The organism is Dyadobacter psychrophilus (genome assembly GCF_900167945.1).
Lineage (GTDB): Bacteria > Bacteroidota > Bacteroidia > Cytophagales > Spirosomataceae > Dyadobacter > Dyadobacter psychrophilus.
The window spans coordinates 42031-58369 of sequence record NZ_FUZA01000004.1; the positions used below are offsets into that span (position 1 = coordinate 42031).

Annotated in this window: 7 protein-coding genes; 5 read left to right on the forward strand and 2 right to left on the reverse strand. The window is 45.4% G+C overall.

Annotated elements, in window-relative coordinates:
• The first annotated feature begins 161 nt into the window (after positions 1–161).
• From B5X68_RS16200 to B5X68_RS16215, 4 genes are all read left to right on the forward strand, one after another.
• Positions 162–365: a hypothetical protein gene (locus B5X68_RS16200; RefSeq protein WP_082215816.1), complete on the forward strand. Its 204-nt coding sequence runs from the start codon at positions 162–164 to the stop codon at positions 363–365.
• 101 nt (positions 366–466) lie between these two features.
• Positions 467–3811, forward strand: coding sequence for a SusC/RagA family TonB-linked outer membrane protein (locus tag B5X68_RS16205; protein ID WP_082215817.1), 3345 nt, complete (start codon positions 467–469; stop codon positions 3809–3811).
• Positions 3812–3860: 49 nt separating this feature from the next.
• A complete protein-coding gene (locus B5X68_RS16210; RefSeq protein ID WP_082215818.1) occupies positions 3861–5579 on the forward strand; it encodes a SusD/RagB family nutrient-binding outer membrane lipoprotein in 1719 nt (572 codons plus the stop codon).
• A gap of 169 nt (positions 5580–5748) precedes the next feature.
• A complete protein-coding gene (locus tag B5X68_RS16215) occupies positions 5749–7503 on the forward strand; it encodes a purple acid phosphatase family protein (RefSeq protein ID WP_229208450.1) in 1755 nt (584 codons plus the stop codon).
• 15 nt (positions 7504–7518) lie between these two features.
• On the opposite strand, the gene B5X68_RS16220 is transcribed toward B5X68_RS16215, so the two are convergent.
• Positions 7519–8805, reverse strand: a complete 1287-nt coding sequence (locus B5X68_RS16220; RefSeq protein ID WP_310588653.1) for a hypothetical protein — start codon at positions 8803–8805, stop codon at positions 7519–7521.
• A 152-nt stretch (positions 8806–8957) separates the two neighbouring features.
• On the opposite strand from B5X68_RS16220, the gene B5X68_RS16225 reads away from it, so the two are divergent.
• Positions 8958–10172 (forward strand): DegT/DnrJ/EryC1/StrS family aminotransferase, encoded by a 1215-nt coding sequence (locus B5X68_RS16225; protein ID WP_082215820.1) that lies wholly within the window; start codon positions 8958–8960, stop codon positions 10170–10172.
• Positions 10173–10195: 23 nt separating this feature from the next.
• On the opposite strand, the gene B5X68_RS16230 is transcribed toward B5X68_RS16225, so the two are convergent.
• Positions 10196–16294, reverse strand: coding sequence for an alpha-2-macroglobulin family protein (locus B5X68_RS16230; protein ID WP_082216137.1), 6099 nt, complete (start codon positions 16292–16294; stop codon positions 10196–10198).
• Between the last annotated feature and the right edge of the window lie 45 nt (positions 16295–16339).

Below are 16339 nucleotides of genomic sequence, written 5' to 3' on the forward strand. Positions count from 1 at the left end.
AGGTTTCGTCTTAAAAACGATACTTTCCTTGAATATGGTGAAATTTTGGTAAAAATAAGGTTATCTGAATTGACATAGCTGCGCATTTAAAAAAACATATAACAGAGATAGTCTTTTCACAAACTCAGCGAGTATCCTACAAAGACTTAACAGCTATTACTATGTCACTTTCCCGGGCTGAAACTTTGATTAATAAACTGATCAGTAACAAACTCACTGGGGAAGAACTGTCTGAATTGCTGGAAGGCATTAACAGTGAAAAGGACCAGCAAAAATATTCTGACGCGCTGGAAATTTATTTTGATTATCTGCTCAGGCAAAATCAACCAAACGGCCATTCAAAGGGCGAAAATGATAGTACTTAAGCAAATTTCCCAAGTAATGTAACTGAAAAACGCTGTTCAAATTCACAATGACTTTTTCTCCTGTATCATGACCAATGACAATCACCTAAAATTCAAAGATTATGGATCCAATCTCTATTATTAGTATGCGACGGGTATTTTGGTGTTTGCTCGCAGTGCTGCTATTTACCGGAACGGAAGCTTCCGTGCTCGCTGGCGAAAGACCTGAAAATGCCGGGCAGGACCAACCCGTAGCCCGAATCCGGGGAACAGTAACGTCCGCGGTAGACGGTGCCGTGGTGCCAGGTGTTAACGTATTGGTAAAAGGAACCCAGCTGGGAACGACCACCGACGCGGCCGGAAAATATAGCATTGATGCCGACGGCAATGACGCAGTTCTCGTATTTTCCTACATTGGTTTCAACACAACCGAAGTTGCTGTTCAGGGAAAAAGCGTGATAGATGTTATACTGGAAGAAAACGTGGCAACATTGCAGGAAGCGGTTGTGACGGCCCTCGGTATTAAAAGAGAAACGCGCTCGCTGGGATATAACGTGGGTAAAGTTCAAGGCAAAGACATTGCCAACGTAGCCAATGAAAACGTGCTTACATCCCTATCCGGTCGTGTTTCAGGGGTTTCTATTAACCAAACCAGCGGTATCGGTTCGTCGATCAGCATTGTGATCCGGGGAGCGGCATCATTGAAAAACAACCAGCCATTATTTGTTGTGGACGGTGTGCCTCTGGCAAACAGCCTTGCTAATGTGAGCGAAAAAGGAAGTGGCAACCGGGTCGATTATGGTAATGCAATTTCAGACATTAACCCGGATGATATCGAAAGCATGTCTGTTTTGAAAGGACCCAGCGCAGCAGCACTTTACGGTTCAAGAGCGGGTAACGGTGTTATTTTGATCACAACCAAATCGGGTAAGAAAGGCAAAGGGCTTGGTGTTTCTTTCTCCACTTCCAATGTCTTTGAAAAACCTTACAGATATCTGGACCTGCATTATAAGTATGCAAATGGTGAAAGGCCCTTCCAACTGGATGAATCATCGGCATACTGGGGCGGGTTGCCGCTGGATGTCGGAAATAAAGAAGTACAGTGGAACAGCCCGCTGGACGAAAATGGAAATCCGATTCCTACGGAGCTGAAATCATATAAAAACAACATGAAGAACTTCCTTCAAACGGGAATCACTTCGACCAATAACCTAACCGTTTCTGGTTCTACGGACAAATCGACGTATCGGGTTTCCTACAATAATATGATTAACCGCGGACTGATCCCTAATTCCGATCTTTACCGGAATGGATTGTCGCTGGCAGGAACATTTGATATGGCTAAGAATCTGAAACTGAGTACGAATATCAATTTTGTTCGTTCCAGCTCAAACAGCCGCCCGCAAACTTCCGAAAGGGATGGTAACCCGTTGCAAGCAGTTTATTACTCGTCCAGTTATGACATTAATGATCTGAAAAGCGTTTGGAAACCAGGTCTGGAAGAAATTGAACAAATGACCGTTGCAAAAGGAGAAACCGACAACCCTTATTTCCTTGCCAAACATTTGACCAATGCGTATACACGCGATCGTTTGTACGGAAACATCAAATTGGACTGGACTATCGCGCCGGGCCTGACCGCTTTCGCGCGCTACTCACATGACATGTACGATGAAGATCGCGAAACCAAGATTCCTTGGAGCTATAAAAGCATGGCAAAAGGCGGTTATTATCTCGAAAATATCGGCCGTAATGAAAGTAATGCGGATTTCTTGATTACCAAAACCATTAAAGCCGGTGACTTTGACATTAGCATTTCGGGTGGTGGTAACATTATGCAACAACACGGAAACAGCTCGAACCTGGGCGGAAGAGACCTTTCTGTGCCGGGATTGTACAACATTTCAAATATTCCGGTTGGTAACAGGATCGTTGGAAACGGCAGTTACAAGAAAGCCATTTACAGTTTGTATGCATTAAGCTCGATCGGTTTTAAAAACCAGCTTTATCTGGATTTGACTGCACGTAACGACTGGTCAAGTACACTGCCGGAAAGCAATCGGTCGTATTTTTATCCATCCGCGTCATTAAGCTGGTTGGCGAGTACTACATTTAATATGCCCTCGGCGGTTTCGTTGCTGAAATTACGCGGAGGATGGGCACAGGTGGGTAATGATACAGATCCTTATCAGTTGTATCCAAACCTTGGAACAGGAAACTGGGGCGACCTCGTTACTGCGAACCTGGGCGACAATTTGCTTAACCCAACATTATTACCGGAAATCGCGACTTCAACAGAAGGTGGAATTGACCTGAATTTGTTTAATAACCGTTTGAGATTCGACATCACTTACTACGACAGGGCTAATACAAACCAGATTTTCAGTGTTCCCATGGCGCCGTCAACAGGTTATGCGAGCAAGAACATCAATGCTGGTAAACTGGTGAGCCGTGGCTGGGAAATTGGTTTGGGCGGAACGCCAATCAGCAACCGGGGCGGATGGAGCCTGGATTTGAATGCTAATTTCAGCCGTAACCGCGTTACCGTAAAAGAGTTGGCACCTAACTTCCCCTATTTTGAACAATGGGGAGAAAATGGAGCTGGCGCTTACACGTTCGTAGGTGAGCAAATTGGTAACATGTACAGCCGTGGCTTCGCAACTGTTCAGGATAAGGATTCACCTTACTATCGCTGGCCAATCATTGCCTATGATGGCGAAGGCGGTGATATGGACTGGCAAAGCTTGGGCGGCCGGGAAAACAATGTGAAAGTTGGTAACTATAACCCCGATTTCCTCGTGGGTATGCAGGCTAATCTGACTTACAAAAGATTTTCGTTGGGTTTGAGCTTTGACTGGAGACAAGGCGGCGAGTTTATGTCATTCACGTATCGTTACGGAGAATCTGACTGGAAATCGCAACGCCAGATCGACAACCTGATCCCTGGGAGCCTTTATTCTCCGGACGAGCTTGTTGCCATGCTGAAATCAGATCCTGAAAAATATATCATCCCGCAAAACGGAAACTTCCCGAGAGTAGGAGGGCACACAGCCGCAACCGGCGGTTTCGGTCCGGATGGTGACGGAGCATTTATTCCTGGCGTGTGGCAGGACGAATCAGGCGCTTATCACGAATGGCTCGGCGGAGCAGGAACGAAATATCTTCCAATTACCGCTGTCTATCCTTGGAGCTTTAACCAGCAGGTTACATTCGACGCATCATTCGTAAAACTGCGTGAAGTAACATTGTCTTACAAAATACCAAACCTTTTCGGTGTGGTAAGGAACGCCAACTTGTCGCTCTACACCAGAAATATCATGTTGTGGACGGCTTCCAAGATCGGCATCGATCCGGAGCGTGCATTCTGGGCCGATCCTAGCAAAGGCGGGTTCCGTCAGGGAATTGAAAGACAAAACGTGATGCCGTGGACGATCCCATTTGGATTTAAGCTGAATTTCGATTTCTGATCATTCAACTGAAAAATGCTTTCGCTCATCATACTTTAAATATAAAGCAATGAAGATTTTAAAATATATCCCCAGACTTGTTTTCATGCTCGCGCTGCTGGTCGTAACTTCTTGTAAAGAAGACCTGACGGAGATCAATGAAAACCCAAATGGTGTTGATCCAAACAGCGCCAATCCCAACCTGATCATGCCGACCGTGATGACGGGCGTTGCCAACCAATATGTGCGGTTGGGCTACGGCAGAATTGCCGGTGTGATCCAGCATACCCAGGAAGATGCCTGGAAAGACGGTTTCAACGACTACAACTGGAACGAAGAAGACGACGAATGGAAAGCCTGGTACGGTTTCCTGAGAAACAACAACTTGCTTTACAAGCGCGCCGTTGAAACAAAATTCAAATTCCATGAAGGCGTTGCATTAACCATGCGTGCATTCATTTTCGGAACGATCTCAGATCTATGGGGTGATGCGCCGTACACAGAGGCATTGAAAGGGGACGAAGGCACAATGCTTCCGAAGTTTGATAGTCAGGAAGTGATCTACAAAGGGATTGTTGAGGACTTGAAAGCTGCTTCTGCGATTTTCGGTTCAACCGGCGACGAAAGGGATGCACCAGCTTATGATGTGTATTACAATGGAAACGCGCAGAAGTGGCAGAAATTTGCAAACACATTGTTACTCCGTTATTATATGCGCATTTCAAGCAAGCTTCCCGATGTTGCCAAAGCGGGCATTGAAAGTGTTTATGCATCAGGTATTTATATCAAAGATGCCAGTGACGATGCAGTAATGGATTTTATTGGCACCGACGGAAACAATTCCTGGCCAAATGCAACTGCATTTGATGTAAGCGAATCCAACTGGAGAAGGAGAAGGCCAGCGTCCACATTGATCAACAATCTGGTTGCCAATAGCGATCCGCGCCTGAAAGTTTGGTTTTTACCCGTTCATGTTCGCTGGGTCGCCGATCCTACATTAGCCAAAGGGATGGATGATTTTATTCGTGAGGATGGAAAGATCCTTACAGGTGTGAAATCTTTCACAGAGCAGGAATTGAAGGCAAAAATAGCCGCGGGACACAAGTATACCCGTCATTTCAACCCAAATACATATAAACCCAGCCGACCTGAACAATTTAATGGTCCTTTGAATGCGGGCGAGTATGTAGGCGTTCCTCCCGGCATGATTGATCCGACTTATTTCAATGAAAACCCAACGACTGGTCAGCAGGTGCAGAATCAGCATGCTTCGCAATTGAGCTACACTTATCAGGGAAATAAAGGCGGGATTTTGAAAGCAAGATTGGCTTCGGCCGCTGAAACGTCCTTTATCCTGGCAGAGGCCGCACAAAAAGGATGGGCAGCCGGTGATGCAGCAGCAAATTATGCCAATGGAATCAAGCAATCATTGCAAACCTGGGGTGTGGCAGACGGATATGATGCATTCATCAAACAAAAAGGCGTTGCATACAACGGCACACAAGCTCAGATCATCGAACAAAAATGGGTTTCGAGCTGGACAGCGGCTACGGAAGGTTGGTTTGACTATCGCAGAACAGGTTTGCCGAAGCTTGTTCCTGGTGTAGCGCCAGTTTCCCGTGCACTTCCCCTGCGCTTTATTTACAGCAATAATGAATTGAACAACAACGGTGAAAGTGTGAAAAATGCCATCGAAAGACTGGAAGAAACCAGTTTTTCCGGACCGCGCAAGAAAAATAGTCAATGGTCGAAACCGTGGCTGGTTCAAGGCACAGGAAAGCCCTGGTAACTAGCCCGTAAGCATTTGAAAAACCGCAATAGGATAAAAGGAATGCAGCATTTGCACCTTTTATCTTATTGCGGTTTTTGTTTAGAAACACTTGAAACATATATTTTGAAATAACCCTCCGCCAATAAAAATCAGGACCATGTTTACTAATCGTTTAACAAAAATATTATTGACAGTCTGCTTAGCAGTCATTTTCGCAGCATGCAAAACGGATAATCAGGACACATCCCGGACTGTGAAAGAGGTGGTTGATAATGCAGTAACAAAACTTTATAAAACACTCAATTCCGCGCAGCTGGATACGATTTCCGATCAATATATACTGCAATTCCTTTCAGAAAATGATAAGGACGTTCTGGCTGACAAATTCTGGACATTCCATGCCAATGTGCCCGTAACGGTTTCATTGATGCGGCATACGGGTCAGAAAGTCATCCCTTTCTGGATTGAGAAAAGTGGTTTCAGGAAAACCTCCATGGTCGTCAAAAATGAAGAGTATGATTATGAAGTCTGGCAGAAAGATTTTCCGGCAGGGAATGTTGGATTGGGCATAAATGGCTTTGACAAGCACAGAGAAGTCTATTTCATCAGTGTGGCTCCTCAGAATAAGGATAATCAGTTGCAGATCACCGATGTAATGCCATCGCAATACGCTTTGGATACATTAGAATTGGGCGCTTTCACTTATCATGACTGGGATGGACTCGTTATTACCGAGCTTCCCGAAGCATTAAAAGGTCAGGTCCTGTTCACAACTGTCCGGGGACGCGCTCGGGAGGCACTTTTAGTGAATGCGTTTAGAAAGACGGATACGCCGTCGGGCGCAGATCCGGATCAGGTAATGCTGACATGGAGCGGTAATCCTGAAACGACAACCGACATTCAATGGCGAACCAGCCCGGAAGTGAAATCCGGCAGGGTGAAGTATTGGGGGAAAGGCAAAACGGATACGCTTTTTGCAGATGCTTCGGTTTTTAGAATGGAAGACAGGCTCCTTCAAAATGATCGTTTCGTGAACAGGTTTACGGCCAGGCTCACAAACTTGTCACCGGGAACGGCCTATCATTATGCATTAAATTCAGATAACGGCAGCTGGTCGCAGGCTGCTGCATTCAAAACTGCACCTTCAAAAAAGGATGATTTTTCGTTTATCTGGTTTGGGGATACGCATTATTCCAAAATATGGGGCGATATGGCTAAAAAATCGCTGAAAAGACATCCTGAAACAGCATTCTTCTCCATTGCCGGTGATCTGGTAAGCACAGGACTGCACCGTGACGAATGGGATAAGCTATGGGACTATTCGAACAGCGTTTTCTCTGGTAAACCTTTAATGCCGGTTCCCGGAAACCATGACAGCCAGGACGGTTTGGGTGCGTGGATGTACAAAGAAATGTTCAGTTTACCCGAAAATGGTCCCGGGAAGCAGCCAACAGAAATGAGTTATGCATTCAATTACCAGAACGCATTGTTTCTGATGCTGGACGCAACATTATCAGTTCCGGCACAAACGGCGTGGGTTGAAGAGAAACTTAAAAATTCGAATGCGAAATGGAAATTTGTCATGTTTCATTTCCCGCCTTACAATTTTGAGGAACCGTATGATGAGATCATGAAAGAGTGGTGCTCGTTGTTTGATAAATACCATGTTGATATGGTAATGAGCGGGCATATGCATTACTATTTGAGAACAAAGCCGATGTTCAACGACAAGCCCGTCTCTACACCTGCGCAAGGTACAATTTACACGATGTCTATCAGCATTCCGGGTAAACAGGAACGCTGGCCCAAAGAGGACTATGCCCTGGTGAGATATAAGGACGGCCCACTTTACCAGCACATTGCGATCAAAGGGAATTCACTTTCATATAAGTGCTATGATCCGGAAGGCAATGTTAAAGATCAACTCGTGATCAGCAAATAAACGGGCGCTATTCACTCAAAACCGGCTTTGCGCCCCTTGCAATTCGCCATGGGAAGTCACCGCTACGGCCGTCAGGATTGCAAGAAAGGCTAGTAAAAATAGGAGGTTTACAAACCAGCGATTATAATTTAAACCGCGATCGTAGAATTTCGGCTCGTGGCTCCCGATGAACTTCATCACGATAAACACATTGACAACGTACAAATATTGCTCGATGCGATAAAAGCTTAAAAATGACATGGTAACCAGCATGCTGAACATTACGTACATGCCGAGGTAACCTAAGAAAAAATACCACAATTCGGCCCCGGTAATAGAAAATTGATTACCGGGGTAATTTTTATAATATCTTTTGTATGAAAATATTACAAACGAAATCATTAGCAAAAGAGCCGTCAGCTGAGCACGTCTCACCGTCCATATGCCGTCGCCCAATGGTGAAATTTCTTTGAGAATGTTCAGCAGACGTTCCGTTCCAAAAGATTGCTCCCACACTACAAACGGAATGATCGCTATCAAAATGAAAGAGGGCGCGAGCACAGTTTCTTTCCTGACTGTTGTTGTACTTATCGGCCATTTTGAAGTAAAAGTGCCATACGCCATACCAATTCCTCCGAAAAAGCCAATGGAGTATTCCATGACATTCCAGAAATTGAATTTAATCTCCGAAGCACTGCCCAATACTTGCAGGAAATTGCCAAACGCAAATCCAAAACCTGCTCCCAGGCCGGTAAAAATCGCCAGTCTGATCGCCGCATGATACTTGCGCCTGAGCATATACCAGAACATGGCGACAGCTATACCGAAGCACGCCGCCCAGGCTTCTGATCGTGGCGGCGTCATTAACCAGCCAAATTCCTCAATCAGCAAATAGTAAAATATGATGGCACCCACCGTCAATTCCACAAGCAGTTGTGGCCATTGGATCGGCTCATCTTGCTTTTCCGAAAGCATTATCCCGAAAAGTCCGCCTCCGAGAAGCCCGAATAATCCGCCGATAACGAAAAGCATTAACAGGCCGTAGTAGACATTCCCAAACTCCACGCCTCTTCCATAACCTACCACCATGCCATAACTGATAATACCCCCAACACCCCAGCCCGCTGCGGAAGTGAGGGCAAGATGAAAAGCTTTTGCATACCAGTCCTGGCGTTTGGCCAGCAAGATAATGCATAGACCTCCGATTCCACCAGCCCAGGCTGCTCCCTGTTCATGTCCGAATTGTCCGCGGACAGCCCACGCCGTGCCTAGTGACATGCCTGCAATGAGTAGCGCATGAGATAGTTGTCGATTGTTCATCATGAATGTGAATGGTATGTGAGAGAAATACTTTTCTTTATGAAAAGCGGACTATAAAGCTATTTGGCTCTTGAAAATAGTAGCCTGAAAAAGGCGTGGTTTAGTAATATCAAAGGTTGTACACACAAACAAATCTGATTTTGCAAAACATTGAAATGAAGGAGAAACTGGCAATAAATGGCGGGCCTAAGGCTGTCAACAAGGAATTTTTGTGGCCGGTATATGATGCCAGTGATGTAAATGCAGTCACTGAAATTGTTCAAAGCGGAAAATGGGGAAATCCTGATTGCGCGGATGAAGTCGCAAAATTTGAACAAGAGTTCGCTGCCTACTGCGGAAGTAAATATGCCATCACCTGCGTAAACGGCTCCGTTTCGCTCCGCCTTGCATTGATTGCCTGCGGTGTAAAACCGGGTGACGAGATTATCGTTCCTCCCTATACGTTCATCACAACGGCTTCATCCGTGATAGAATGTAATTGCGTTCCGGTGTTCGTGGATATTGATCCTGACACTTATAATATTAGCCCTGAGGCGATTGAGGCAGCCATTACCGTGCGCACAAAAGCAATCATTCCGGTACATTTCGGCGGGCTGGCCTGCGATATGGATGCGATCATGGACATAGCGAAAAGGCATGGCTTGCGCGTCATTGAAGATGCCGCACACGCCCATGGAGCGGAATACAAAAGCAAAAAGTTAGGTTCGATAGGCGATGTAGGCAGTTTCAGCTTTCAGTCATCCAAAAATCTGACATCCGGTGAAGGCGGGATCGTGATTACGGACGACGATGCGTTGTATGCGATGATGCGTTCGCTGCGCAATGTCGGCCGCATTGAAGGTGGGCAATGGTATGATCATTACAATCCAGGCTGCAATTACCGGATAACGCAAATGCAAGCCGTTTTGCTTTCACGACAGTTGAAAAGATTGGAAGCGCAGACTAAGAAGCGGAATGATAATGGTTTGTATTTGAATCAATTATTTTGGGATATGAACGGCGTTACACCCTTGTCGCGCAGTGAAGCGATCACCCTACATTGTTATCACATATATATATTTAAATACGATCCCACAGCATTTGGCGGGCTTTCAAGAAACGATTTTGCAGCAATGCTTTCTGCGGAAGGGGTTCCCAGCTTCAAGGGTTATCCGCACCCTTTATACAAGCAGCCCCTTTTTCAAAACAAAAACTTCATGTGCTACGCCATCCCGGACCACGTTGATTACAGTCATGTATATTGTCCGGTTGCCGAACAAGCCTGCGCCAACGACGCCGTCTGGATCTTACAGCATGCCATGCTGGGGGAGAAAGAGGATATGGAAGCATTCGCGCATGCAATATTGAAAATTCAGCGGGCAGTTTCCTGAACCGGAAAACTCCCCGCTGCACTTCATTTCCCAACCTGAACCCGGATTCCTTCACTATGCGCGGTGAATTCGGGTGCGTACATGCATTGGATGGTGGTGATGCCGTTGCTGAAATTGCCTTCCTGATTGATGAAAAGTGGATATTCAAAAACGTAACTGCCTTTTTGTAATGTGCTGAAAAAGAAATTGGTGCTGGCGTCTTTCGTGCTTTCATAGTAACCCAGACCTTCCTGCCATTTGTAGCTGCTCAATACATTTACAGGTTCAAATCCGGAAGCCCGCATATCTTTCATATGCACATATTCCATATCCCGGTCAGCGCGAAGCTCGATCCTGACTTTTACTTTGTCGCCAACGTGGAGGATATCGCCTGCATTAACGGGTGTGAGTATAGGCCCATTATCTGTGTTTTTTTCAATAAAAAGCTTTTTTGATAGTTTAAGAGGTGTTTCGGAATAGGTTATCTGATCAAGATCTTCAAAATACTGCCAGTAAATGGCACCCCATGACGGTGCATTAGATATGCTTTTCTCACCGGTCACTTGCACTTCAATGTTACCCATCTCCGCATTCACTTTATTTCCTGCAACGGCTTTTTTGAAATAACCTGTCCCTGCTTCCGCTTTTTCCGGCTCCAATTTCGTTTTATTAAGATAAACGGACACCGTTCGATTATCTGCAATCCAGTTATTGCCGGTCATTAGCAGCGCATAGCAAGCTTCTGCGGTGGCCTTTGTGCTTTCCCAATTGTTGGTTTGCTTGTTTTTCAAAAGCCAGGTTTTCATATCATTAACGGCCGCGATGTCATTCGCAATTTCCTGAAAAGCTTCAATTAACAATGCTTGGCGCTCAATGGGAGCTTCATGCCACCACCAGCCGCGTTGGTTTGTTTTCCAATACATGCCCAGTTCTTCATGATTAATCGCCGTTTGTTTCAGTGATTTCAGGATCGCATTTGGCGTTATTTTATCACCGGACCTGTGCAATGCGATGGCGGTCATACCCTGCATAAATTTCGTCTGGCTGGTCCAGGTGAGTTTCGCACGTGCCATAAAATAGGCATATGCCTTTTGGGAAGCGGCTGGTATGGGCTTATCCGAAAAAAAGCTCCGCATATACAGATATTGAATGACTAATGCAGATGGTGCGTAATCTTTCAGATTAACTTTATGTCTGATCAGATCATTGTAATCATCCATAATCCGCGCGTCGAGATAAGGGATTGATGTTTCGATTACCGCCGCGAGCTTCTCTTCCTGACTTTTCTGAATTGCTTTGGCCTTCCGCAAATGCCCGATTCCGCTTGCTATGTACTGCGTCATGTAACGGTCGTCCGGCCCGCCTTTGAACCATGCGAAGCTGCCATCAGGGTTTTGTAACTGTTGCAATTTCTCGATGGCGCTGCTCAATTCGTTGGTCATCCGCAAAAGATCGAAAAGCAATGCAATGTTCTTTTTCTGTTGAGTTTCCGTTTTTGCTGCGAGGACCCAAGGTGTTTCTTCCAGAAGCAGCGATTTCAGCTCGGGATTTTTTTGAAGATTGCTTAACAAGGCCGTTGTGTCACTTTTACGCCAGGTATCGAACACTCCGGCTATCCTGGACGAGGTAGCAACAATGTTGGCAGCCATGGAATTGGCATAGTAACGGTTCCAGGTTTGTTCTGCGCAGTCGTGAGGATATTCCATTAAATAAGGCAGTGCCTGGACCGCATACCAGGCCGGATTGCTGGTGTATTCTACGGTTAGCGACTGATTTGTAAGGGTTTTAGCATTAGCAGAATTGATCAGCTTTTCCATTTTGAACTGCTTACTCCCCGTTCCGCGCAGGGTTAAAGGCAAAGTTTCAGTAACCAAAAGCCGGTTGGATAGCACAGGTAAAGTATTTTCTTCGCCGTCGGAAAGGTTGTCCGTCGTGGCAACTATCCGCCAGGTGACTGCTTTTGAATGGTTTTTTGGAATGTTAAGTGCAAACTGCGCCACTGTACTTTGCCCGGCAGCCACATGAAAGTCCTGTTCAATTTTAGCATTGCCAAATAGTGCATCAATCGGCTCGTTGCTTTCAGAGTCAAACATTTGCAATGACACTTTGCCGGCTAATGCGCGATCAGACACATTAACAACTTTCGTAGCGAATGAAATCTTGTCTCCTTCGCGCAGAAATCTTGGCGGATTGGGTTGCACCATGAGCTCCTTTTGCGTGACAATTTCCTTACTGCTATAACCCATTGCGAGCTCTTTGGTGTGTGCCAATGCCTGAAATTTCCAGCGTGTCAATGCTTCGGGCATCGTGAATGAGAAGGTTATAGCACCTTCTTTATCCGTTTTCAGATCCGGCAGAAAGAAGGCAGTTTCATTGAAGTTCTTTCTTGGGGATGGTACCCCCTGATCCTTTCCTTTTTGAGGTCCGGGTTTAGTTTGAACGCCGTAACCAACCATCACTACTTCATTTAATGCAGCAGCATCCTGCCCTATACCAGTCTGCTGAGCAACCACCGATTCCTTTATTTCTTCGGAGGGCGGCCCGCTCTTTTTTACACCTACGCTCATAGACATCACCCGACTCCGCGCATTACGCCCACCCCTTCCTGGCATACGTTCCAGAAATTGAACTCCCACTGCATTTGTAGAAATCAGCTCGTCATATTGCTTCTCAAAACTCTTGTAAGGAGCATAGGCCAAATTGAAAGCCAGTGCCTCTTTTTGCATAAAGCTGATCCCGTTTTCCCACCTGGAAACCCCGTTTGCAATAGGCCAATGTGCTGGCTTCGACCATTGATGCGGATAAAACTGGTCGAGCGATGCATCGTACAGGCTGGCGAGCATTTCAGCAGCCACTTTGTCTTTTTTATAACCCGAAATCCTCACCGTCCATTTTTCTGCACTTCCAGGCAGCGTTTTGTCCCGGAATGTCTGATATTCAATTTTCAGTTCCTTATTTGTCCACGGAACATTTACAAAATCCTGATATTGATGCACACGATTGTGTTTTACAAATATATAATCAACCCCAAATCCGCCTCTGTCTGCTTCGGAAGCCGTAATGTCGAATGTCCGCTTTTCAGCATTTAACTTATAAAATGTAAAATTGTCCGGCTTCGATTTTTTGCCTGAACTGCTAATAATGAATGCATTGTCGGCGGAGGTTGCGAACTTTATCGTCGTCCTTTCTCCCGGCTCAATGGTCGCGCTACCTTGTGCGCTGATGTATTGTGGGTAGGGGAGATTATTGCGCTTATCATCAATCATTTCAATGTATTGGACGTCTTTAATTTCCGCATTGCTGCTGTCTGTCGCGGTGATCTCGATTTTATAGTAACCGGCGCCGAAATTTGTTTTGTCTAATGAAAATGGCTCATCCTCTTTTAGTTGAGCGGTTTTTTCAAACACTACATTTTGCTCCCGCCAGTTTTCTTTCTCAGTTTCTTTATCATACTCATCATTAGGAAATGCCTTGACAAATTCGGCCTTCGTCATAACGAACAGATCCGGGCGCTGCCAGTAGCGCGGTTTGATCAGCCTATTTTCAGGAGAAAGATGCGTAATTTTTACGGTTACCGGAGATGAAACAAATTGCCCATTCATATTTTCAGTGCGGATTTTGAAGTTTGCAAGACTGTCAACCGAGGCGCTTTCGGCAATGTCCGCTTTCAGCAAAATAGACTTGTATCCCACGGAAACCGCTGTTTGTGCGCTTCTCGTTTCTCCGTTAATGTCGGTCACATCAGCATATATCCTGTAATCAAACACCGGATCGCGCTTTTTGTCCGTTTTTAAATTGGGAATCGCTTCAAACTGAATATTAAATTTTCCGGAAGCGTCGGTGACGGTTTCACCATGCGCGATTTCCTGTGGCTCGGCAGTGGGGAAATAGCGGGATCTGTAAAGCCATGGATATAAAAACCGCTCGCTCCGTACGACCCTGTAAACCACTTTTGCGCCGTCGATCTGATTTCCGGCATAAGCAGTCCCTGTTCCGTTTACTTTAATGGTATCCCCCAGCTTGTAGGAATTGCGCAATGTGTCAAACTGAACCGCAAACCGTGGTCGCTTGTATTCTTCAACGTGAAATGTTGCGATGTGATCATCATCGGCCACGATTGAAAACTCTCCATTGAGCGAGCCGGTAGGAAGCACAAATGAGCCGGAAAAGCTGCCGTATTCATTGACCGTTTTCGTGGTTTTTCCGACCACCTCATCATTCGTATTTTGAAGTTCAATCTCAATTTTCTCCGCCTGATCTTGCAGGATTTTTTCTCCTTTGGCCGCAATGCCCTTATAATAAACAGTTTGTCCCGGTCTGTATAAGCTGCGATCTGTAAAAAGATAGATCATGGACGCGTCTTGATCCGGCTCCGTGTCGTCGTAAACGTTGTAGTAAGTGCGCGTTTCCTGCTGAATAAACAACTGATCGTTCCCATGCGTGATTTCCAGCATCTGGCTCTGTGATTGCAGTTCCTTAGCGCTAATTTTTTCTTTGAAATAGCCATTTTTGTCAGCTACATATGACGATTCTCTTTTTTTGATGTAACTCCTTGATTGATAGTCGTATTTTGTATTCAGAAAAGTAACATTAGCGCCCACCAGGGGCTGTCCGGTGTCACGGTTCAGTATAAAAAAATCTTCCCCTCGCTGAACGTAACCAATGTTGCTTACATACAGCAGCTTAACACCAACAACCGACTTGCTTTCGGCGAGTGCTGCGTCAGGGCTGACAAATAATACGTATTCGCCAGCGGGAAGTGCATCTACCTTAATTTCTACCGAATGCTGCTGAAAATCCTTTGTATCAGGCAGCTTTTGCTCCCAGGATCGCAGGGCGGAAGAGTTATGGAGCATTTTAAAAGTCTCCTGAATGTTATTTTTCTCAAAGCTTTTTTTGATCTCGTCTGTGGCTTTGACGATTTTCAGAAAGAGTGAATTGAGATTTCTGCTTTCCACAAACACAAGAAAAGGCTTGTCGGGAATGTTGACCTGCTCGGTTGTAAACTGTAATTCTTTTCTTTTTATGCTGTTAAGCAGATTATAAGCATTGATCCCACCCTCTGTCTCTGGGTTTTCTTTGATGACTTTTTCACATATCGCGGCGGCCTTCACTCTTTCAAAACGGTTCGTCGTATCGCTATCCGCTTTGAAAAAACTTCCTTTTTGTTCATGATAAAAAGCTCTCATATACCAGGCCTGCGCGGCTGCGGGCGTTTGCTGATACTGATCCGCCAAATGGCTCAGGGACATATAGTAAAGCGTGTCCGTGTCGGGGTGCACGGATTTTTGACGGACAAACTGAAGCCGTTGTAAATCAATGTCGATAACCGCGTCGGGTTGCGGATCATTAAGATGGAATGCAATCAGTTTTTGATATAATTGAAGGGCAAAAAATTCCAGAGACGAGCTGTCGTTTGTTTCGAATTTCCGATGGACGAAATCGGCGGCAGGATCAAATGCGGAGGCTTTGTCGATTTCAAACTTGTAGGAAGGCTTTTTTATGTCGCGCTCGTCCGAAGCAAAATACTGCAAAGCCTTTTGCGTAAGCAGGTCATACAATGTCGGTCGCAACTTTCTTGTGTTCCCTTTGCTTATAATCGCGTCAAATGCGTCTAGTTTTGTTTGTTTGAGAAGTGCTTCATCGGCAATGGACGAAAGGTAAAGCGAGGAGATTTTATGATGAAAATCTTCCGTTGACCAGGTGCTCACGTCGTCTTTTTTGAAATTTATTGTTGCTGTTCGTTGATAGGCCTGCCAGCGGATTTCCTGAAAATAGCTGTAATAAGCGGATGCCAGCAAATTTGTAAGAATGGATTTTGGTGCGCCATTGCTCTCCGAAACCTCTTTTTCCAGTTCTTTAATAGCCGCCACCTGCTGGTCTTCCCTTGTCTCCGCCTGCAAGTTGACCATGTAAACCGCAGCTTTGATGACCTGTGCTTCCTGATTTTCTTTTTTGGCTAAATCATAAATTTTCCTGACCTCTTCCAGTGCGGATTTAGGCAGTTTTTTCTGCTGATGCCCTTCGACAATTTTCCATTGTGCCTCGTAATTTTTGATCTTGTTTTGTCCGTGCGTGTACATAGGGAGATAAAATAGTAACAGCGTGATGATATAGTGGAGGCAATGGCGGGTTGTCGTCATATTGTTTGTCGGACGAATTGAAATTTCGTGAAAATCAGCATTTTG

Excerpts from the sequence above, each read along its gene's own strand:
- B5X68_RS16200 (WP_082215816.1), top strand. The coding sequence starts at position 162 with ATGTCACTTTCCCGGGCTGAAACTTTGATTAATAAACTGATCAGTAAC.
- B5X68_RS16205 (WP_082215817.1), top strand. The coding sequence starts at position 467 with ATGGATCCAATCTCTATTATTAGTATGCGACGGGTATTTTGGTGTTTG.
- B5X68_RS16210 (WP_082215818.1), top strand. The coding sequence starts at position 3,861 with ATGAAGATTTTAAAATATATCCCCAGACTTGTTTTCATGCTCGCGCTG.
- B5X68_RS16220 (WP_310588653.1), bottom strand. The coding sequence starts at position 8,805 with ATGATGAACAATCGACAACTATCTCATGCGCTACTCATTGCAGGCATG.
- B5X68_RS16225 (WP_082215820.1), top strand. The coding sequence starts at position 8,958 with ATGAAGGAGAAACTGGCAATAAATGGCGGGCCTAAGGCTGTCAACAAG.
- B5X68_RS16230 (WP_082216137.1), bottom strand. The coding sequence starts at position 16,294 with ATGACGACAACCCGCCATTGCCTCCACTATATCATCACGCTGTTACTA.